Origin of the sequence: Burkholderia sp. SRS-W-2-2016 (genome assembly GCF_001931485.1) — a bacterium.
In the GTDB taxonomy this organism is placed as follows: Bacteria; Pseudomonadota; Gammaproteobacteria; order Burkholderiales; family Burkholderiaceae; genus Paraburkholderia.
Map to the genome: position 1 here is coordinate 15066 of NZ_MSDV01000031.1, position 19068 is coordinate 34133.

At 65.5% G+C, this 19068-nt stretch carries 19 protein-coding genes; 9 read left to right on the forward strand and 10 right to left on the reverse strand.

The genetic code is table 11. The features are described 5' to 3' along the window. Positions 1 to 2: 2 nt before the first annotated feature. From hpnI to BTH42_RS15100, 3 genes are all read right to left on the reverse strand, one after another. Positions 3 to 1163, reverse strand: coding sequence for a bacteriohopanetetrol glucosamine biosynthesis glycosyltransferase HpnI (gene hpnI / locus BTH42_RS15090; protein WP_075300704.1), 1161 nt, complete (start codon positions 1161 to 1163; stop codon positions 3 to 5). Continuing rightward, on the reverse strand, positions 1160 to 2581 hold the full coding sequence (hpnJ, locus tag BTH42_RS15095) for a hopanoid biosynthesis associated radical SAM protein HpnJ (RefSeq protein WP_075300706.1): 1422 nt from the start codon (positions 2579 to 2581) through the stop codon (positions 1160 to 1162). The genes hpnI and hpnJ overlap by 4 nt, the downstream gene beginning before the upstream one ends. 267 nt (positions 2582 to 2848) lie before the next feature. After that, positions 2849 to 3052, reverse strand: a complete 204-nt coding sequence (locus BTH42_RS15100) for a cold-shock protein (protein ID WP_075300708.1) — start codon at positions 3050 to 3052, stop codon at positions 2849 to 2851. A gap of 355 nt (positions 3053 to 3407) precedes the next feature. Between BTH42_RS15100 and BTH42_RS15105 the strand changes: the two genes are divergently transcribed. Both BTH42_RS15105 and BTH42_RS15110 read left to right on the forward strand, forming a co-directional pair. After that, positions 3408 to 4853, forward strand: a complete 1446-nt coding sequence (locus tag BTH42_RS15105) for an NAD-dependent succinate-semialdehyde dehydrogenase (RefSeq protein WP_075300710.1) — start codon at positions 3408 to 3410, stop codon at positions 4851 to 4853. A gap of 133 nt (positions 4854 to 4986) precedes the next feature. Further along, positions 4987 to 5628, forward strand: a complete 642-nt coding sequence (locus BTH42_RS15110; RefSeq protein ID WP_075300712.1) for a GNAT family N-acetyltransferase — start codon at positions 4987 to 4989, stop codon at positions 5626 to 5628. A gap of 201 nt (positions 5629 to 5829) precedes the next feature. On the opposite strand, the gene kdgT is transcribed toward BTH42_RS15110, so the two are convergent. Then, positions 5830 to 6843, reverse strand: a complete 1014-nt coding sequence (gene kdgT / locus BTH42_RS15115) for a 2-keto-3-deoxygluconate transporter (protein WP_075300714.1) — start codon at positions 6841 to 6843, stop codon at positions 5830 to 5832. Between the two features lie 282 nt (positions 6844 to 7125). On the opposite strand from kdgT, the gene kduI reads away from it, so the two are divergent. From kduI to BTH42_RS15140, 6 genes are all read left to right on the forward strand, one after another. After that, on the forward strand, positions 7126 to 7968 hold the full coding sequence (gene kduI / locus BTH42_RS15120) for a 5-dehydro-4-deoxy-D-glucuronate isomerase (protein WP_075300716.1): 843 nt from the start codon (positions 7126 to 7128) through the stop codon (positions 7966 to 7968). 61 nt (positions 7969 to 8029) lie between these two features. Continuing rightward, positions 8030 to 8800, forward strand: a complete 771-nt coding sequence (gene kduD, locus BTH42_RS15125) for a 2-dehydro-3-deoxy-D-gluconate 5-dehydrogenase KduD (RefSeq protein WP_075300718.1) — start codon at positions 8030 to 8032, stop codon at positions 8798 to 8800. A 127-nt stretch (positions 8801 to 8927) separates the two neighbouring features. Then, positions 8928 to 9815 (forward strand): DNA-binding transcriptional regulator KdgR, encoded by an 888-nt coding sequence (gene kdgR / locus BTH42_RS15130; protein WP_075300720.1) that lies wholly within the window; start codon positions 8928 to 8930, stop codon positions 9813 to 9815. 507 nt (positions 9816 to 10322) lie between these two features. Further along, a complete protein-coding gene (locus BTH42_RS35460) occupies positions 10323 to 10460 on the forward strand; it encodes a hypothetical protein (RefSeq protein ID WP_178392173.1) in 138 nt (45 codons plus the stop codon). Positions 10461 to 10515: 55 nt separating this feature from the next. Beyond that, entirely contained in the window at positions 10516 to 10896 is a 381-nt protein-coding gene (locus tag BTH42_RS15135) for a hypothetical protein (RefSeq protein ID WP_075300722.1), read from the forward strand. Positions 10897 to 10971: 75 nt separating this feature from the next. Beyond that, a complete protein-coding gene (locus BTH42_RS15140; RefSeq protein WP_075300787.1) occupies positions 10972 to 11220 on the forward strand; it encodes a hypothetical protein in 249 nt (82 codons plus the stop codon). Positions 11221 to 11248: 28 nt separating this feature from the next. Here the strand turns inward: BTH42_RS15140 and BTH42_RS15145 are convergent, their stop codons facing one another. The 5 genes from BTH42_RS15145 to BTH42_RS15165 all read right to left on the reverse strand — a co-directional run bounded on the left by BTH42_RS15145 (position 11249) and on the right by BTH42_RS15165 (position 16634). Beyond that, complete coding sequence (locus BTH42_RS15145) at positions 11249 to 12667, reverse strand: aromatic acid/H+ symport family MFS transporter (protein WP_075300724.1); 1419 nt, start codon at positions 12665 to 12667, stop codon at positions 11249 to 11251. A gap of 146 nt (positions 12668 to 12813) precedes the next feature. Beyond that, the gene (locus BTH42_RS15150; protein WP_075300726.1) at positions 12814 to 13602 is read right to left on the reverse strand and encodes an SDR family NAD(P)-dependent oxidoreductase; all 789 of its coding nucleotides are present in this window, start codon (positions 13600 to 13602) and stop codon (positions 12814 to 12816) included. Between the two features lie 26 nt (positions 13603 to 13628). After that, positions 13629 to 13967, reverse strand: coding sequence for an NIPSNAP family protein (locus BTH42_RS15155; protein ID WP_075300733.1), 339 nt, complete (start codon positions 13965 to 13967; stop codon positions 13629 to 13631). Beyond that, on the reverse strand, positions 13964 to 15742 hold the full coding sequence (locus BTH42_RS15160) for an FAD-dependent oxidoreductase (RefSeq protein WP_083654817.1): 1779 nt from the start codon (positions 15740 to 15742) through the stop codon (positions 13964 to 13966). The genes BTH42_RS15155 and BTH42_RS15160 overlap by 4 nt, the downstream gene beginning before the upstream one ends. A 22-nt stretch (positions 15743 to 15764) precedes the next feature. Continuing rightward, complete coding sequence (locus BTH42_RS15165; protein WP_075300737.1) at positions 15765 to 16634, reverse strand: SDR family NAD(P)-dependent oxidoreductase; 870 nt, start codon at positions 16632 to 16634, stop codon at positions 15765 to 15767. A 180-nt stretch (positions 16635 to 16814) separates the two neighbouring features. Here BTH42_RS15165 and BTH42_RS15170 point away from each other — a divergent pair, with 180 nt between their 5' ends. Beyond that, the gene (locus BTH42_RS15170) at positions 16815 to 17705 is read left to right on the forward strand and encodes a helix-turn-helix domain-containing protein (RefSeq protein WP_075300739.1); all 891 of its coding nucleotides are present in this window, start codon (positions 16815 to 16817) and stop codon (positions 17703 to 17705) included. A 33-nt stretch (positions 17706 to 17738) separates the two neighbouring features. Here BTH42_RS15170 and BTH42_RS15175 read toward each other — a convergent pair whose 3' ends face one another. Continuing rightward, on the reverse strand, positions 17739 to 18929 hold the full coding sequence (locus tag BTH42_RS15175) for a 4-hydroxybenzoate 3-monooxygenase (RefSeq protein ID WP_075300741.1): 1191 nt from the start codon (positions 18927 to 18929) through the stop codon (positions 17739 to 17741). Positions 18930 to 19068: the final 139 nt, after the last annotated feature.

A 19068-nucleotide genomic window follows, 5' to 3' on the forward strand; every position in this document is an offset into this window, starting at 1 on the left:
CGTTAGTCGTCCCGTGCCGCCGACAGCATCCCGTCGCCGTCGACCTTGAAGCTGAAGCCGCGCCAGATCACCCGCGACGAGCGGAAACTGGCGACGAAAATCGCAAACGCGACGAGGTCCCAGACCGGCAGCAGCCACAGGTCGCGGCACGGCTGGCGCAGCGCTCGATCGGTGCGCCATTTCAGCGCGAGCCGCGCGACGAGCGCAACCAGCGGCAGCGGCCATGTCCACATCGCGCCGCCCGACAGCGCGAGCGCAAGCAGCGCGAACGGCAGCGGATGCACGAGCGCGGTGCCGAAGTGGCCGAGCGGATTGATCCGGCGAATCGTGCGGCTCCAGCGCAACTCGTGCGCGACCAGCTGCGTCGCGCGCGTTTCGACACACGCATGGGCAATCGCGAACGGCGGAATCTCGACCTCCTCGCCGAGCGCGCGCACCGCTTTGCCGATCGCGTAGTCCTCGGCGAGATGGTGCGCGAACGGCCTGAAGCCGCCGATCCGTTCATAGGTGTCGCGCCGCATCACGATGGTCTGGCCGAAGCACGGCCGCGCGAGGCCGAACGCGAGTCCGATCACGACGCCCGGCAGGAACTGGTAGTTAGTGGCGATTGCCGAGAGTCGCGGCCAGAAACCCGGATCGGGCTGGCCGCGATACGCGCAGGTGACGAGCCCGACGCCGGGCTTCTGCAACGCGCCGACCACGCAACGCAGATAGTCGGGCGCGACGCTCACGTCGCTATCGGCGAACACCAGCACGTCGTGGCGCGCCTGCGGCAGCATGTTGAGGATATTGCTGATCTTGCGGTTGGGGCCGTACAGACGCGCATCGGCGACCACCGTGATATCGGCGCGCGGATACAACGCGCGTAATTGCTCGACCGCCTGCAACGCGGGATCGGCCGAATCGTGCACGCCGAACAGGTACTGCACCGGCCCGGGATAGTCCTGCGCGCAAAAGCTCGACAGATTGTCGAGCAGCGTCCACTCGGTGCCGTGCAGCGGTTTGACGATGGTGACGGGCGGATAGCTCGCGGGCTCGTCCACGCGTTTCGCGAAGAAACGTCCTATTAACGTGCTCGCGAGCACGCTGTAGCCGATGCCGATCACAGCCGCCGCCGCGCACGCGCAAGCGAGCGTGACGGCGGCCAGATGTGCGGCGTTCACGCCTCGTGTGCGCGCAGGAAGCGGAAAAATTCGACGCCTTCGCGCAGACGCCGTTTCATCATGTCCCAGCTGGTGAACATTTCGCGCAGGATTTCCCAGATCTTCGACGGCCGGAAATAGAAGCGCTTGTAGAAGTTTTCGAGCTGGTGATACATCTCTTCGCGCGACAGATGCGGGTAGCCGATCGCGGCGAGCTGCACGCCCTCCTTGCTGACCAGATTGATCACCTTGTTCTCCGCGAGCCAGCCGTTTTCGACCGCCTCGTTATAGAGCCGGGTGCCCGGATACGGCGCCGCGAGCGACACCTGGATGGTCAGCGGATTGACCTCTTTCGCGTACTCGATGGTCTTGCGGATCGTCTCCTGGGTCTCGCCGGGCAAGCCCAGAATAAAGGTGCCGTGCACCTTGATGCCGAGCGAGCGGCAGTCTTTCGCGAAGCGCCGCGCGATATCCGTGCGCAGCCCCTTCTTCACGTTCAGCAGGATCTGGTCGTCGCCGGATTCGTAGCCGACCAGCAGCAGACGCAGGCCGTTCTCCCTCATGATCTTCAGCGTCGAATACGGGACGTTCGCCTTCGCGTTGCACGACCACGTGACGCCGAGCTTGCCCATCCCGCGCGCGATTTCTTCGGCGCGCGGCCGGAAGTCGGTGAAGGTGTCGTCGTCGAACATGATCTCCTTGACTTCGGGCATGTTGTCGCGAATCCACTTCACCTCTTCGAGCACGTGCTCGACCGAACGCACGCGGTAGCGATGGCCGCCCACCGTGTGCGGCCACAGGCAGAACGTGCACCTCGAACGGCAGCCGCGGCCGGTGTACAGCGACACGTACGGATGCTTCAGATAGCCGTTGAAGTAGTTGGGGATCGTCAGGTCGCGCTTGTAGATCGGCGCGACGAACGGCAGCTCGTCCATGTTCTCGAGGATCGGCCGCGCTTCGTTGTGCTCGATCGAGCCGTCCGGCGCGCGATAGCTCAAGCCCTTGATCTGCGCGAACGGCACGCCCTCGGCGACTTCCTTGCAGGTGTAATCGAATTCTTCGCGGCCGACGAAGTCGATCGCATCGGTCGCGGTCAGCGAGTTATGCGGGTCGACCGCAACCTTGGCGCCGACCATGCCGATCAGAATAGACGGCTTGCGCTCTTTCAGATGCTGCGCGAACAGCGCGTCGGTGGGAAACGAAGGAGTACTGGTGTGGATGATGACAAGTTCGTACTGCTGCGCGAGTTCGAGCGTCGCTTCGACCGACGCGCCATTCGCGGTGGCATCGAACACACGGCTGTCGGGGATCAATGCGGCCGGCTGTGCTAGCCAGGTGGGATACCAGAAAGACTTGACCTCGCGTTTTGCCTGGTAGCGCGAACCTGCACCACCATCGAAGCCGTCGAATGACGGGGCCTGCAAAAATAGAGTTTTCATCAGGACTCCAGCAAGCCGGATCGGCGCTTTCAGTTTTTGTCGGAAACTTTCGGGATCATTGCTGCCCGAGCGGGCGCGGATGAAGCGGATAGTACGAAACAAAGCTGAAGGAAACCTGAGGAATCATACTGCGTTCTCGGCGCGAGCGGCACCGTTGCGCGCTTTTGTTTTGCGTCGCGTATTGCTGTCTTTTTGCTGTGGTAGGCGTCGCGATGCGAACCGGATCGCAGGCGCCGCGACCGGCGTGCGGCAGCGGCGCCCACGGCGTCACACAGGTTTGATATCGGCCGCCTGTTTGCCTTTCGGCCCCTGCTTGATTTCGAAGCTGACCTTCTGGTTTTCCTGCAAGGATTTGAAGCCTTCGCTACGGATCTCCGAAAAATGGGCGAACAGGTCTTCCCCGCCGTCATCGGGGGTGATGAAACCGAAGCCTTTCGCGTCGTTGAACCATTTCACTTTTCCGGTTGGCATGTCGATGTCCTCTGGATGCGCAAATTGAGCGGTTGATTAGATGGCGCGCCGCGTTCAACCGAACGCGCCGAACCGGCCGGCAGCGGCGCTGACCGGCCTCGAGTCAGGGAACCGGACCAGCGGGTCCGACGCGTGCGCGATGACGCGGCGCCCGGCCTGACCCGCAAAAGCCAGACCGGTACCGGTGAACGAGCAAGCGGCATGCCGTGCCCGCGCGCGCGGTGGGCCTCCGGTAGGTTATCCCTTAATCAGATAAGATAAGCGTTATCGGCATTCATTGATGGCCGCGCAGGTCTGTCGCCCTCGGGCTCACGACCGCGCGGCCTGTTGTTTTTCCCATCCACAGGAACCCAGCATGGCCATCTCGAGCTACACCGATACCCGACTTCTGATCAACGGCGAATGGTGCGACGCCGCCAGCGGCAAGACCCTCGACGTGATCAACCCCGCCACCGGCGAAGCGATCGGCAAGGTCGCGCACGCCGGCATCGCCGATCTGGACCGTGCGCTCGAAGCCGCGCAACGCGGTTTCGAAGCATGGCGCAAAGTGCCGGCCAACGAGCGCGCAACGATCATGCGCAAGGCCGCCGCGCTGGTGCGCGAACGTGCCGCCGACATCGGCCGCCTGATGACGCAGGAACAGGGCAAGCCGTTCGCCGAAGCGCGCATCGAAGTGCTGGCCGCGGCCGACATCATCGAATGGTTCGCCGACGAAGGCCGCCGCGTGTACGGCCGGATCGTGCCGTCGCGTAACCTCGCCGCGCAATCGCAGGTTCTGAAAGAGCCGATCGGCCCGGTCGCCGCCTTCACGCCGTGGAACTTCCCGGTCAACCAGGTGGTGCGCAAGCTGTCGGCGTCGCTCGCCTGCGGCTGCTCGTTCCTCGTGAAGGCGCCGGAAGAAACCCCGGCCTCGCCGGCGGCGCTGCTGCAGGCGTTCGTCGAAGCCGGCGTGCCGGCCGGCACGGTCGGCCTCGTGTTCGGCGATCCGGCTGAAATCTCCGCGTACCTGATCCCGCATCCGGTGATCCGCAAGGTCACGTTCACCGGCTCGACGCCGGTCGGCAAGCAGCTGGCCGCGCTGGCCGGCTCGCACATGAAGCGCGCAACGATGGAGCTGGGCGGCCACGCGCCGGTGATCGTCGCGGAAGACGCGGACGTCGCGCTCGCGGTCAGGGCGGCAGGCGCCGCCAAGTTCCGCAACGCGGGCCAGGTCTGCATCTCGCCGACGCGTTTCCTCGTGCACAACAGCATCCGCGAAGAGTTCGCGAACGCGCTGGTCAAGCACGCTGAAAGCCTGAAGATCGGCGACGGCCTCGCCGAAGGCACGACGCTCGGGCCGCTCGCCAACGCGCGCCGTCTGAGCGCGATGGCCAAGGTCATCGACGATGCCCGCAAGACCGGCGCGACGATCGCGACCGGCGGCGAGCGCGTCGGTTCGGCCGGCAACTTCTTCGCGCCGACCGTGCTGACCGACGTGCCGCTCGAAGCGGACGTGTTCAACAACGAGCCGTTCGGCCCGATCGCCGCGATCCGCGGCTTCGACAAGCTCGAAGAGGCCATCGCCGAAGCGAACCGCCTGCCGTACGGTCTGGCCGGCTACGCTTACACGAAGTCGTTCGCCAACGTCCACATGCTGTCGCAGCAGATGGAAGTCGGCATGCTGTGGATCAACCAGCCGGCCACGCCGACGCCGGAAATGCCGTTCGGCGGCGTGAAGGATTCGGGCTACGGTTCGGAAGGCGGTCCGGAAGCGATGGAAGCGTATCTCGTGACCAAGGCGGTCACGGTGATGTCGGCTTAAGCAGCCGCTTGACGAACGGCGCGACGGTTGCTGGAAGGCCGCTCGCGCCGTTGCAGCGCACGCTTCGATTCGCGCTGGGTTAATCGATCTGCCAGGTCCGTGAGCCTATCGCTCGCGGACCTTTTTTATTGCCATGAACGATCTTTCCGCTACCTCGATGCAACCGACGCTGAGCGGCACTAGCGTCGAACTCCAGCCGCTGCGTGAAGAGCACGCGCCCGCGCTCGTCGAAGCCGCCGCCGACGGACAGCTGTGGGATATGAAGCTGACCGTGGTGCCCGGCGCCGCGACTATCGATGCGTATATCGCCAGCGCGCTGGCCGGTCGCGCGGCCGGCACCGTGATGCCGTTCGTGATCGTACGGCGTGAGCGGGATGCGGGTGGTGCGTCGGGTGATGCGACTGCCTCCACGGGCCGGATCGTCGGCAGCACGCGCTTCTGGAAAATCGATCGCGCGAATCGCAAGCTCGAAATCGGCCATACGTGGCTCGCCGCGTCGGCGCAGCGCTCGGCCGTCAATACCGAAGCGAAGTATCTGCTGCTGCGTCACGCGTTCGAAGTGCTGCATTGCGTGCGCGTGCAGTTCACCACCGACGAACTGAACGAAAAATCGCGCGCGGCGATCCTGCGTATCGGCGCCATACAGGAAGGCGTGGTGCGGCATGAGCGGATCATGCCGGACGGCCGCAAGCGCAACTCGGTGCGCTTTAGCATCATCGACGACGAATGGCCTTCGGTGAAGGCGATGTTAGAGACGAAGCTCGCCGCGCGCTGAGCGGGGCCATAAGCGGTCACTGAGCGGCGTACTGAGCGGCCCCTAAGCGGCCACTAAGCAGCGTACTGAGCAGCACACCGAGCAGCACACCGAGCAGCGTACTGAGCCGCAGACCGAGCTGCTCGGCGGCATCAACGCCCAGACAAAACAAAGCCGGCCCGCGCGTCAACGCGAGCCGGCTTCTCCTATCCCACCCTTCAATCAGACGTGCGCGTCCCGCTCGTTGAGCGGCGCCTGCGCGGTCGCGAACTCCTCTTTCAGCGCATCGCGCGCATGATGGCGGCGCACCCACAACGCGGTCAGGATCGGCACGAGGATCGCGGTCACGAGGCAGGCGGTCGCCACCATCGCGGTCGCGGCCGGCACCAGCGGTTTGAAGCTCGGAATCATGTCGGCGATGATCGCCGGATTCGCAACCGCCGCGCCCGCCGTCGACGACGCCGCCAGCCCCGCCGCGCCATTGCCGCCGGCAATCCAGCGGTCCGCGAGAATCAGCGGAATGCCGGTCACGACGATCACGCCGAGCCCCAGCACAATCCCCGGCAGCCCGCTCGTGACGATCACGTTCAGGTCGATGCCGTTGCCGAGCGCGAAGCCGAAGAACGGAATCAGCGGATGCACGCAGCGGCCGAACAGTTCGCGCAGTTCGCTATCCAGATTGCCGAGCGTGAAGCCGACCAGAAACGGCAGCACCGCGCCGACGAACAGCCGCGGCTCGAAGAACGCGACGCCGGTCGCGCCGAGAATCAACATGCTGATCAGCGGCCCCGATTCGACCGACATCAACACGAACGCGCCCGCCTCTTCCTTGGTGCCGTACTGCTGCATCACGGCCGCGTACAGGCCGCCGTTGGTCATGTCCATCGAGGTCGTGACCGCGAGGATCGACAGCCCGGCGAACAGCCCGGTCTTGATGCCGTCGACCGGAATGAAGCGCGCGGCGATCAGCGTGACGATCCACGCGACCAGCATCTTGGTGACGAGCAGCGTGCCCGACTTGCGCAGCACGGTGCCGGTCGCGCGCAGATCGATCGTCGCGCCCATGCAGAAGAACCACACCGCGAGGATCGGCACGGTGCCGCTGATCAGCCCGTTGGTAAACGAGCCGAAGTACTTGCCCGCGCCGGGCGCGAACGTATGCACACAGGCGCCGAGCAATAGCGGCACCAGCATCAGCCCGCCGGGAATGCGGTCGATGGCCTTCTTGATCTTCATGCCTCCTCCTTGGACTGTCACGTCCCGTTGTCGGGTGGTTGACCCGCGGTGATGTCCCGTTCTGCGCCGGGCTCTCCCTGTCCGGCGCAATATAGCATCGCAAAAGGAACGTCGTTCCGTTTTATTGATGCATCTCGGACTATCGTTTACCCGTTACCTCCCCGTAAGCCTTGTCGCCATTGATTCTGCCAGGCAACATTTTCGGACCGGTGTTCCGAAATGCGAATTCCTGCGTTACAGTCTGGGCACACGGCGCGTGCCGGCACGGCGGAGAACGACAACATGGAAGTGAGACAGGCGATCAACAGCGACTACGCGAAGACCCTCGATACGACGGCTCTGCGCAAGGAATTTCTGGTCGAGCGGATTTTCGAGCGCGACGCGCTCACGCTCACCTATAGCCATATCGACCGGATCATCGTTGGCGGGGTGTGGCCGGTGGAGCGCGCGGTCGAGGTGCCCTCCTCGCTCGGCAAGTCGATCGGCGTCAACTATCTGCTCGAGCGGCGCGAACTGGGCGCGATCAATATCGGCGGCGACGGCTGGGTCGATGTCGACGGCACCCGCTATCCGGTGCGCCGTGAAGAGGCGATCTATATCGGCAAGGGCGCGCAGTCGATTGCGTTCGGCAGCGATTGCTCCGATGCCGCTCACGCGGCGAAGTTCTATCTGAACTGCGCGCCCGCGCACACCAGCTATCCGACCCGCACGATCACGCTCGCGCAGGCATCGCCCGAAACGCTCGGCGATGCGGCCACCAGCAACCGCCGCACGATCTACAAGTTCATCGTGCCGGACGTGCTGCCGACCTGCCAGCTGTCGATGGGGATGACCAGGCTCGAACCGGGCAGCCTGTGGAACACGATGCCGTGCCACACGCACGAGCGCCGCATGGAGGTGTATTTCTACTTCAACGTCGCCGACGACGCCGCGGTCTTTCACATGATGGGCGAGCCGCGCGAGACCCGGCACCTCGTCGTGCGCAACGAGCAGGCGGTGATCTCGCCGAGCTGGTCGATTCACTCGGGCGTCGGCACGCGCGCGTACACGTTTATCTGGGGGATGGTCGGCGAAAACCAGGTGTTCGGCGACATGGACCACCTGAAGACCGCCGAGCTGCGCTGAGCCGCCTGGCACCCATGCGCACCTCGTTCGCACTGCTTTGCAACCCTCCCCCGACTACCCGATGAGTTTGAACACCGTGAACACTTTCGATCTGAGCGGCAAGGTTGCCATCGTCACCGGCAGCAACACCGGGCTCGGCGCCGGCATGGCGGTCGCGCTCGCCGCGGCCGGTTGCGACATCGTCGGCGTGAGCCGCGCGGACGCGGGCGACACCGCCGCGCGCGTGAAGGCCGCCGGCCGCCGCTTCGCCGACGTGCGCGCGGATCTGGCGAGCACCGCGCCGCTCGACGACATCGTCGGCGCCGCGTTCGAAGCGTTCGGCCATATCGACGTGCTGGTCAACAACGCGGGCATCATCCGCCGCGAGGACGCGCTCGAATTTAGCGAAGCCGACTGGGACGCGGTGATGGACGTGAACCTGAAGAGCCTGTTCTTCCTGTCGCAAGCGGTCGCGCGGCAGTTCGTGCGGCAGGGCCGCGGCGGCAAGATCATCAACGTCGCGTCGATGCTGTCGTTTCAGGGCGGCATCCGGGTCGCGTCGTACACCGCATCGAAAAGCGGCGTGCTCGGTCTGACGCGTCTGCTCGCGAACGAATGGGCCGCGCAGCGGATCAACGTGAACGCGATCGCGCCCGGCTATATGGCGACCGCGAACACCGCCGCGTTACGCGACGACGCGCAGCGCAACGACGAGATTCTCGGCCGCATTCCGGCCGGCCGCTGGGGCGAGCCCGACGATCTGGCCGGGCCGGTGGTGTTTCTCGCTTCAGCCGCGTCGGACTACGTGCACGGGCATACACTGGCGGTGGATGGCGGCTGGCTCGCGCGCTAGCTCGCGCGGTTGTTCGCGCGGTTGTTCGCGTGGCTCCAACAATCGCGGCCAACGCGCTATGCTCTCGGCTCTCGCGCCGGCATTCTCGTTCGACCGCGCGGGTGGGCACAGACAGGGAATCACGGACATGGCGGCAACGGCAACACAGAAAAACAACGCTCGCGGCAAACCGCGCGGCAAGGCTGCGGACGACGCATCGTCAGCGCTCGAAGCCGACGGCGGCGAGCGCGGCGAATCGGCGTCGTCGATCGGGCGGGTGTTCGCGATTCTCGGCGCGATCGGCGAGCGCGGGCAGATCGGCATCAGCGAGCTGTCGCAACAGCTCGGCATGTCGAAGACCACCGTGCATCGCGTGATCCAGACATTGAAGGCGCTCGGCTACGTGACCCAGGAAGTCGAGACCGAGCGCTACCGCCTCACGATCCGCCTGTTCGAACTCGGCGCGAAAGCGCTGGAGAGCGTCGACCTCGTGCGCGAGGCCGACATCGAAATGCGCCGCATCGGCCAGATGACGCGCGAAGCGATACACCTGGGCGCATTCGACGACGACGCGATCATCTACATCCACAAGATCGATGCGGACTACGGGCTGCGCATGCAGTCGCGCATTGGCCGGCGCAATCCGCTGCACAGCACCGCGATCGGCAAGGTGCTGCTCGCGTGGATGGACGTAGCCGATGCAGGCGAAGTGCTCTCGCACCTCGAATTTCGCCGCTCGACGCAAAAGACGCTGACCTGCGCGGAAGCGGTGCTGAGCATTCTGCCGCGCGTGCGCGAACAGGGTTACGGAGAAGACAACGAGGAGCAGGAAGAAGGTCTGCAATGCATCGCGGTGCCGGTGTTCGACCGCTTCGGCCGCGTGATCGCCGGCCTGTCGATTTCGTTTCCGACGATGCGCTGCGGCGCCGATACGAAATCGCATTACGTCGCGCTGCTCAAACAGGCGGGTCTCGCGATTTCGACGCGGCTCGGCTATCGCGAAGCGACCGCGCGCGAACCGGCGGCCACCGAGTAAGCTCCGCGCGCGCCGCGCTTTTTAGCTACCGGAGCGCAGCTTAAGAGAAGCTGATGACGCGACCCGTGTCGTGTCTTTCCGACGCCGCGCGCGAATGCGTGCGGCCCGCTCCGCCCCCAGTCTGCAACCGAATGTATCCGCGCGATACATCCGCCTATAAAGCGCGTTTGCCGCTTTTTTCAGCGCTCGATGCAACGGCACTTCGCGCGATCCATTCGCACGGCATCGCCCCACAGCCGCTTTTTTTCATAACCGCTTCAAGGGTTTGCCGGACCTGTTAACCCGCGTTTGTCATTTCGACACGTCAGGTGCGCGCTTTTGCCGATGCGCGCGCCGCGCGCATGTCGTCGCGTTGCCGCCGCCGCGTATCGACACGTCCTGTTACACACAAACACACCGGTAATCGCGCCGCTCAGTAGAGTTCGGGTCAAACCAAGGCGGTTCGCACGAAGCGCTTTATACGACACGCCAAAACATGACCGGTGATACCGGCACAGGGAGTAATCGATGAAAAAGATTTTTGCACTGATGATTCTGGCCGCCACGCTCGGCGGTGGCTTGAGCGGCTGCATCGTGGTTCCGGACGGCCCGGGTCCCCACTATCACGACCACGACCGCGGCCATTACGACCACGGCCGTTATTGATAGCGGCGCACGTCGCTAGTCACTACTACTCTCCACCACGATACAGAGAACAATCATGAGTCATTCACGCAACCGCTGGCTCCCGCTGACGCTGGTCGCCGGTCTCGCGATCGGCGCCTCGTCGGCCGCGTTCGCGCACGTCGACGTCGGCGTGAACATCGGCGTGCCCGGCATCGCGGTCGCGCCCGCGGTGATCGCGGCCCCGCCGCCGGTCTACGTGCAGCCCGCCCCGGTGTATGCGCCTCCGCCGCCGGCGGTGGTGATCCAGCCGGGCTGGTACGAGGATCGCTACTACGATGGTCATCGCTATTGGGAACGCCGCGACTGGGAGCGTCACGAGTGGGAACGCCGTCGCGGCGACGACTGGCGCGACGCGCGCGGCCCGCATGGCGACCGGCATGACAACGGCTGGCATGGCCACGGTCACGACCGTTGATGCATGGCTGGCGGCGTCGCCGACGCCGCCATGCCACGCCGGCATTCGCGCCACCCTTTCGACAGGAGCGACGACGTGGTTCGCAACGATCCGAGAAAAGTGACGGCGGCCGTCGACGGCGCGCTGATCTGCGCCGAATACAGCGAACTGACCGGCCAACTGTGTCTGCGTCAGGACGGCACGCTGCTGCGCGAATGGTTTCCGCCGCATTCGTGGATCGCGATCGCGTCGGTCGCCGGCGCGCGCCACTGGGGCACGCGACCGAGCGACGACGATCTGCTCGCGCTGCTGCACAACGAGATGGCGTTGCTGCGCGCGCTGTGAGCGCGCGCCGTTACTGCTACCGCAAGTCTCAATCGATCGCGACCGCGCCGGCCACATCGCCCGCCGCCGCGTCTTCACCGAGCGGCACGCGCCGCATCATCAACAGCACGCCCGCCGCCGCGATCACCGCCGGCACCGCGAGCAGGCTGAACACCGAGCCGAACTTCCAGCCCAGGCCCATCAACGCGGCGCCGACCAGCGCACCGGCAACCCCGCCGACCCGGCCGATCCCGAGCATCCACGCGACCCCGGTAGCCCGCGCGCGGGTCGGGTAAAAGCTCGCCGCGAGCGCCGACATCGACGTGACCGCGCTGGTCACCACGGTGCCGGTCAGGAAGATCAGCGTGCCGAGCCACACCTGATGGCCGACGCCGAGCCCGACCAGCAGCACCAGCGCGCCGACCAGCACATAAGTGAACGCAATCACCCGATGGCCGGCGAAACGGTCCATCACCCAGCCGACGCACAGATTGCCGAGAATGCCGCCGAGCGGAAACAGCGAGGTCATCAACGCGGCCTTTTCGCCGGAGAAACCGGTGTCCTTGAACAGCGTCGGCAGCCAGTTGGTCAGCAGGTAATAGATCAGTAGTCCCATGAAATACGCGAGCCACAGCATCAGCGTGCCGAAGCGGTAGCGGCCCGACAGGATGATCGCGAGCGCCCATTGGCCGCGCGTGTTGCCCGGCCGGCGACGCACGTCGGTCGACGTGAAGCGGCTGCCGGCGAGCTCGGCTTGCGGGGCGATCCGTTGCAGGATGCGCGCGATCCGTTGATCGGCGCGTTTGCGCACCGCGAGAAATTGCGCGGATTCCGGCAGCATCAGCAGCAACAGCACGGTCAGCGCGATCGGCCCGACGCCGCCCGCCACCAGCACGCTATGCCAGCCGAAATGCGGAATCAGCCACGCGGACATGATCCCGCCGAGCGCGAGACCGCCGGAAAAGCCGCAGAACATCGCGTTCACCGCGACCGCGCGGATGCGTGCCGGCGCGTATTCGGACATCAGCGTGACCGCGTTCGGCATCGCCGCGCCGAGCCCGAGACCGGTGAAAAAGCGCAGCACGGTCAGCGATTCGATCGTGGTGGCCTTCGCCGCCGCGAGACTCCATAGCCCGAAGAAAAACACCGACAGCACCAGCACCGTCTTGCGTCCGATCCGGTCCGCGCACGGTCCGGCCGCGAGCGCGCCGATGCCGAGCCCGACCAGCGCCGCGCTCATCACCGGACCGAGCGCGCTGCGCGCGATGCCCCACTCCTGCACCAGCGACGGCGCAATGAAGCCGATCGCCGCGGTGTCGAAACCGTCGGCGGCGACCACGAGGAAGCACAGCACGAGGATCATCCATTGAAACGGTGAAAAGCGCTGGGCGTCGATAAACGCCTGCACGTCGACCGTGCGTTCGGGTTGGCGTGGGGTCGACGCCCCGCCGCGTTGAGGCTGCTTCATTGCGATGTCTCCATGAAATGACGAGGTTTTTTTATTATTTGGATTGCTATCTAAATGGCCGGTGCGTTGCTTGCCGCGTGAAACGCGGCGGCCGGCGTTGCGGCGCGCTGCGGCGCGCTGTGTCGCGCTTTAGCACGCGTTGGCGTCTATGCGGACGCCGCGCCGAACGCGTGCCAGCCGCCGTCCACGCTGAGCACGCTGCCGGTGACGTAGCTCGCCGCGTCCGACGCGAGAAACGCGATCGCGTTGGCGATTTCGTCGGGCCGCGCGAGACGGCCCATCGGCGTACGCTGTTCGATTTTTTGCAGATTCATCTGGCCGTTGCGCTGCAGCGTTTCGACCAGTTCGGTCGCGACATAACCGGGCGCCACCGCATTCACGCGAATCCCGTCGCGAGCCCATTCGCATGCGAGCGAGCGCGTCATCGCGACGATGCCGGCCTTCGCCGCGCCGTACGCGTTGCGCGCCGGAATGCCGGCGAGCCCCGCGATCGAGCCGAGATTGACGATCGCGCCGCGCCGCTGCGCGAGCATCACGCGGCCGGCTTCGCGGCACATGAGAAAAGTGCCGCGCACGTGGATGCCGAGCAAGCGGTCGAATGCGTCGACGTTCTGCTCGACGGTCGGATGCGGCTGATCGGCGTTACCCGCGTTGTTGACGAGCACGTCGAGCCTTCCATAGCGCTCGACGCAGCTGTCGATCAACGCGCGCACATCCGCTTCGCTGGCCACGTCCGCGCCGATGCCCAGATGCGCGCCGGCGGGTGCATCAGTCTGGCTGTCCGCCAGTTCGGCTGCCCGTTCAGCGGCCCGCCGGCCATCGAGATCGGCGAGCACCACGCTAAAGCCGTCCTGCGCGAAACGCCGCGCGCAGGCCCAGCCGATTCCGTTCGCCGCGCCGGTGACGATCGCGACGCGCGCTGTCGATTCGTTCATGCCCGTCTCCCTGCTCGCGGTTGCCGTTAGCGCAGCATTGCCAGCGTCTTGAAGTCGACGCGCCGGATGATGCGGCTCTCCTGCGCGACGATCAGATGCGCGGACGCCTGCAGATACGCGGGCCATTCCGGGTCCGCATCGCGCGCGGTGCGGCGCTGGTCGTAATCGGCGATGCTCTCGTAGCCCCACAGATGCACGACCTGGTTCAACGCGCCGATATCGCTCATATAGAAGCCGACCGGCGCGCCGAGGTACTTGACCTGGATCGGCATCGCGAGGCGGTCGAACACGTCGATGAATTCGGCCATCCCGCGCGGGCGGATCGTGTAGATGCGATGGTCGACGAAAGGTTTGCCCTGGCTCATGACGCGGCCCTCAATACGGTTTCGGTGGCGCGGGCGTCGGCCCGCTGCGATTGCTTCGTGTTCCTGACGTTCACGCCGGCCAGGTTGCGGCCGGTGATGTAGCCGAACGTCATGATCGGTCCGAGCGTGATGCCCGCGCCCGGATAGTTGCCGCCCATCACGCTGGCGCGATCGTTGCCGACCGCGTACAGCCCGTCGATCGGCGCGCCCGCTTCGTCGAGCACTTCGCCGGTCACCGCGGTCGAGATGCCGTCGAAGGTGCCGAGGTCGCCCATCTCGACCTTCAGCGCGTAATACGGACCGTTGCCGATCGGCGCGACGCACGGATTCGGTTTGTGCTCCGGATCCGCCAGATAGCGGTTGAACGAGGTCGTGCCGCGGCCGAACTCGCGGTCTTCGCCGCGCGCCGCGTCGGCGTTGTAGCGCTTCACGGTCGCTTCGAGCGCCGCGCCGTCGAGACCCGCGTTCCGCGCGAGTTCGGCGAGCGTGTTGCCACGGCTCAGATAGCCGTTGCGCAGCAGCGGGCCGAGCGGCACCGGCGCCGGCTTCGCATAACCGAGCCCGTATTTGCGGATCGTCGCGTGATCGCAGATCAGCCACATCGCGGTTTCGCGCTCGTTCGCGCAGGCCTCGATCATCGCGGCGCCGACGTCGTGATACGAATTCGCCTCGTTGGTGAAGCGCTTGCCCGCGCGCGTCACGCCGATCACGCCCGGCTTGTAGCGGTCGACCAGGTGCGGAAACACGCCGACGCTGCCGTCGCGCATCGGCACTCGCGACACCGGCATCCACGCGGCCGGCTGCGGATAACGGATCGCGACCCGCGCGCCGAGTTTTTCCGCCATGCCGACCCCGTCGCCGGTATTGCCGCGCGGCACCGGCGACACGTGTTCGCCGCCGCGCTGCAGATGCGGATACGCGCGTTTGATGCGCGCGAGGTCATGCGAAAAGCCGCCGCACGCGAGCACCACGCCGCGTCGCGCGACGATGCGCATTTCGCCGTCCGGCCCGTTGACGACCGCCCCGCTCACTCGTCCGTTGGTCACGCTCAACTCGCGCGCGCCGGTGTTGGTATGGATCGGAATGCCGAGATCGAGCGCGGATTTCGCGAGCCGCGCGGCCAGCGCGTTGCCGCTCGTGATCTGCACGCCGCGCCGGTACAGCGCGAGATCCTTCAGATGGCTCGCGAGGCGTTTGGCGACATACAGCGCGGACTTCAGCGAACGGGTCGCATTGAAGAAGTGCTTCAGGTCCGCGTTCGACGAGTTGAACATCATGCCGATGAACGTGATCGTCTTCAGCGGCGGACGCAGCCGCGTGATGTCCTTGCCGAGCGCGCGCGCGTCGAACGGCGCGGCCACCACCGAGCGGCCGATATCGACGCCGCCGCCCACGTTCGGGTGATAGTCCGGATACAGCGTCGGCACGAATTTGACGGTGGTCTCACGCTCGAAGAAGTCGAGCATTTCCGGGCCGGTGTCGAGAAACGCGTCGACGCCGTCGGCATCGAAAAACGCGCCGGTTTCGTTGCGCATATAGGTCAGCGCCGCTTCGCGGGTGTCGCTGACGCCGTTGCTCTTCGCGTGACGGTTGCCGGGAATCCACAGCACGCCGCCCGAAAACGCGGTGGTGCCGCCGAAGAACGGCTCCTTCTCGATCACGACGACGTCGAGCCCGTGCTTGCGCGCGGTGATCGCGGTCGACAGACCGCCCGCGCCCGAGCCGATGACGAGCACGTCGCAGCTGAGCGTCGTGTTGCTGGTTGCATTGCTCATGATGGTCTCCTTGCGTGCGGACTCAACGGGTGGCCTGGGTCGCTTGCGCGGCCTGACTGGCTTCGAAGCCGGGCCGCGGCACGAGGTCCATCAGCATGCTTTCGAGACCGCCGTCGACCATCAGCTCCGCGCCGTTCACATACGCGGCGCGCTCGCTGGCGAGGAACGCGACCACGTCGGCGATATCGTTCGGCTCGCCGATGCGGCGGCTCGCGGTCATCGCGCTGCGGCGCGCTTCGATGTCGCCGTGCTCGTAGAACGCGGCCGACAACGGCGTGCGGATCATGCCCGGGCACACCGCATTGCTGCGGATGCCGCGCGCGCCCCACTCGACCGCGATCTGTTTGGACAGCAGCAGCACGCCGGCCTTGCCCGCGCTGTACGCGCCGCTATAGCTTTGCGGCACACGCGCGGCAATCGACGCGACGTGCACGAGCGCGCCCGAGCCGCGCTTGAGCATCGACTGACCGAACTGCTGCGAGCACAGCATGTAGCCGGTCAGGTTCACGCGCAGCATCGCGTTCCATGCGTCGAGACCGATTTCCTCGATACCGCCCGGACGCAGCAGACCCGCGTTGTTCACCAGCACGTCGGCGACGCCGAGTTTCGTTTCAACGTTTGCGACCGCGCCGCGCACGCTGTCGATATCGCCGATATCGCAGCCCACCGCGAGCGCTTCGACGCCGCTCGCGTTCAGCGCCTGCGCGAGCGTCGCGCACTTGTCTTCGTCGCGATCGAGCAGCGCGATGCGCGCGCCCGCGGCGCCGAGCACCTGCGCAATCGCGCTGCCGATCCCGCCGGCCGCGCCGCTGACCACACACACCTTGCCTTCGAGTCCGAGCCAGTGGCGGCCGTCGCGCTCGCCTGCGTGCTGTTCCGTTTGCCGATTCATTTGCTTAGTCCTCCAAATCTCCGTGACTGTTATCGCGGCCGTAACTGCTGCTGCGCGGGATGTTCCACCGCGCTATCCGACCACGCCTCTGATGGAAAAAAGTATAGCCACGCGGGTCAGCCGAAAATTGGACAAAGGCAGCGCATCGCAGGACAATTCGAACATAGGAGACAAAACCGCATGAGGAAAATCCCTAACTACGATCTGTACGGCGAGTCGGCCCGGCCGCCGTGGTTCGATGCGTTCAACTTCGAATGGATCGTCGAGCGCAGCCGCCCGAACGACTGGCAGATCGCCGCGCACCGCCACGACGCGCTGCTGCAGATCCTCTATATCCGCAGCGGCAGCGGCCACGTGCTGGTGGAAAGCGAAAAACTGCCGATCACCGCGCCCTGCCTGATCCTGCTGCCGGCGCAAACGGTGCATGGCTTCGTGTTTTCGCCGGAGATCGACGGTCTCGTGATCACCGCCGCGCAGCGGGCGCTGGAGTCGATTTCGAAAGTGGTGTCGCCGGGGCTGTTGCCGGTGCTGCAGCGGCCCGCGCTGATCCCGGTGCGCCCGGCGGTCGGCGAAAGCACGCTGATGCCGTTATTCGGTTTGCTGGAGCAGGAATTTCGCGGTAGCGCGCGCGGCCATATCGCCGCCGGCATGTCGCTGATGATTGCACTTTTTGTGCAAGTCGCGCGTCTGACCGATGCCGCGTCGAGCACCGGCGCGAGCGTCAACGACCGGCGCGCCGCGCAGCTCAAACGGCTACGCGAACTGATCGCCGCGCACGTGCGCGAGCATCAGCCGATCGATTTCTATGCGGAGAAACTGGGGGTGACCGCCGCGCAGTTGGGGCGCATCTGTCGCGAGGAACTCGGCCATTCGCCGCTGTCGCTGGTCAATGATCAGTTGATACGCGAGGCGCAGCGCGATCTGGTGTACTCGGGCTCGAGCATCAAACAGATCGCGCATGCGCTCGGTTTCGAGGATTCGGCGTATTTCAGCCGCTATTTCCGCAAGCAGACGGGCGTCACGCCGACGGAATTTCAGGCTGCCGCGCATCGGGACCTGTCGATCAATTAGCGGTCCCGAGCGTCGGCGTGTGACAGGAATGACTTACAGCCCGGCCTGCATCTGCGCGCCGGCGACGCCGACATAGTTCTCCGCCAGCACGGTCGCCGCGGTGCGCGAGGTCGTCACGTATTCGAGCTCGGCCACCTGCAGTTGCTGTTCGAATTCGCTCGCGCCATCAATCCGGTGCAGCATGCTCGTCATCCAGTACGAGAAATGCTCGGCGCGCCAGATGCGCTTGAGCGCGGTTTCGCTGTAGCGATCGAGCAGATCGGTGCGGTTTTCCTTGTAGAACGCATCGAGCGCCTTGCTCAGCACGTTCACGTCGGCGACCGCGAGGTTCATCCCCTTCGCGCCGGTCGGCGGCACGATGTGCGCGGCGTCGCCGGCGAGGAACAGGCGGCCGTGCTGCATCGTCGTCGACACGAAGCTGCGCATCCCGACAATGTTCTTCTGGAAGATCTTGCCGTCGACGATCTGCTGACCGTCGTGCGAATCGGCGCGCGCATGCAGTTCCGCCCAGATGCGGTCGTCGGACCAGTTCTCGACCGAGTCTTTCGGATCGCACTGGAAGTACATCCGCTGCACGTTCGGCGAGCGCGTGCTGATCAGCGCGAAGCCGCGCTCGTGACGCGCATAGATCAGTTCATCCGACGACGGCGGCCCTTCGCACAGGATCCCGAACCAACCGAACGGATAGACGCGTTCGAAGTCGCGGCGCAGTGCCTGCGGAATCGCGTTGCGCGCGACGCCTTGCGAGCCGTCGCAGCCGATCACGAAGTCGCATTGCAGTTCGTGCTCCGCGCCTTCGTGGCGATAGCGGATCGACGGTTTGTCGGTATCGATGCCGTGCACCGACGTGTCCGACACGCCGAAGCGCAGTTCCGCGCCGGCCGCAACGCGCGCGGCGACGAGGTCCTTGATCACTTCGTGCTGCGCGTACACCGTGATCGCGTGACCGGTGAGACCGGTCAGATCGATGCGGCGGCGCTTGCCTTCGAACGCGAGTTCGAAGCCGTGATGCAGCGCGCCTTCGGCCTTCATGCGCTCGCCGAGGCCGGTTTGCGTCAACAGATCCATCGTGCCCTGTTCGAGCACGCCGGCGCGAATCGTCGATTCGATCTGCTCGCGGGTACGCGTTTCGAGCACGACCGAGTCGATGCCGCGCAGATGCAACAGATGGGAAAGCAGCAGGCCAGCGGGACCGGCGCCGATGATGCCGACTTGAGTGCGCATGAATTGTCTCCTGAATGCGGTGATGAAATTTGCGCTCAGTGTGACGATCGCGGCGGGTATCCCGCAACGCGATAAATCGGATAGGCCGTATCGTGCTGGGAGATAGAAGGGTTTGATCGAAGTCAAATTTCGTTTGCGG

Coding starts and splice junctions, on each gene's coding strand:
- hpnJ (WP_075300706.1), bottom strand. CDS start 2,581: ATGAAAACTCTATTTTTGCAGGCCCCGTCATTCGACGGCTTCGATGGT.
- BTH42_RS15100 (WP_075300708.1), bottom strand. CDS start 3,052: ATGCCAACCGGAAAAGTGAAATGGTTCAACGACGCGAAAGGCTTCGGT.
- BTH42_RS35460 (WP_178392173.1), top strand. CDS start 10,323: ATGAAAAAGATTTTTGCACTGATGATTCTGGCCGCCACGCTCGGCGGT.
- BTH42_RS15165 (WP_075300737.1), bottom strand. CDS start 16,634: ATGAATCGGCAAACGGAACAGCACGCAGGCGAGCGCGACGGCCGCCAC.
- BTH42_RS15150 (WP_075300726.1), bottom strand. CDS start 13,602: ATGAACGAATCGACAGCGCGCGTCGCGATCGTCACCGGCGCGGCGAAC.
- BTH42_RS15160 (WP_083654817.1), bottom strand. CDS start 15,742: ATGAGCAATGCAACCAGCAACACGACGCTCAGCTGCGACGTGCTCGTC.
- BTH42_RS15155 (WP_075300733.1), bottom strand. CDS start 13,967: ATGAGCCAGGGCAAACCTTTCGTCGACCATCGCATCTACACGATCCGC.
- kduD (WP_075300718.1), top strand. CDS start 8,030: ATGAGTTTGAACACCGTGAACACTTTCGATCTGAGCGGCAAGGTTGCC.
- BTH42_RS15105 (WP_075300710.1), top strand. CDS start 3,408: ATGGCCATCTCGAGCTACACCGATACCCGACTTCTGATCAACGGCGAA.
- BTH42_RS15170 (WP_075300739.1), top strand. CDS start 16,815: ATGAGGAAAATCCCTAACTACGATCTGTACGGCGAGTCGGCCCGGCCG.
- kdgR (WP_075300720.1), top strand. CDS start 8,928: ATGGCGGCAACGGCAACACAGAAAAACAACGCTCGCGGCAAACCGCGC.
- BTH42_RS15135 (WP_075300722.1), top strand. CDS start 10,516: ATGAGTCATTCACGCAACCGCTGGCTCCCGCTGACGCTGGTCGCCGGT.
- BTH42_RS15110 (WP_075300712.1), top strand. CDS start 4,987: ATGAACGATCTTTCCGCTACCTCGATGCAACCGACGCTGAGCGGCACT.
- BTH42_RS15175 (WP_075300741.1), bottom strand. CDS start 18,929: ATGCGCACTCAAGTCGGCATCATCGGCGCCGGTCCCGCTGGCCTGCTG.
- kduI (WP_075300716.1), top strand. CDS start 7,126: ATGGAAGTGAGACAGGCGATCAACAGCGACTACGCGAAGACCCTCGAT.
- kdgT (WP_075300714.1), bottom strand. CDS start 6,843: ATGAAGATCAAGAAGGCCATCGACCGCATTCCCGGCGGGCTGATGCTG.
- BTH42_RS15145 (WP_075300724.1), bottom strand. CDS start 12,667: ATGAAGCAGCCTCAACGCGGCGGGGCGTCGACCCCACGCCAACCCGAA.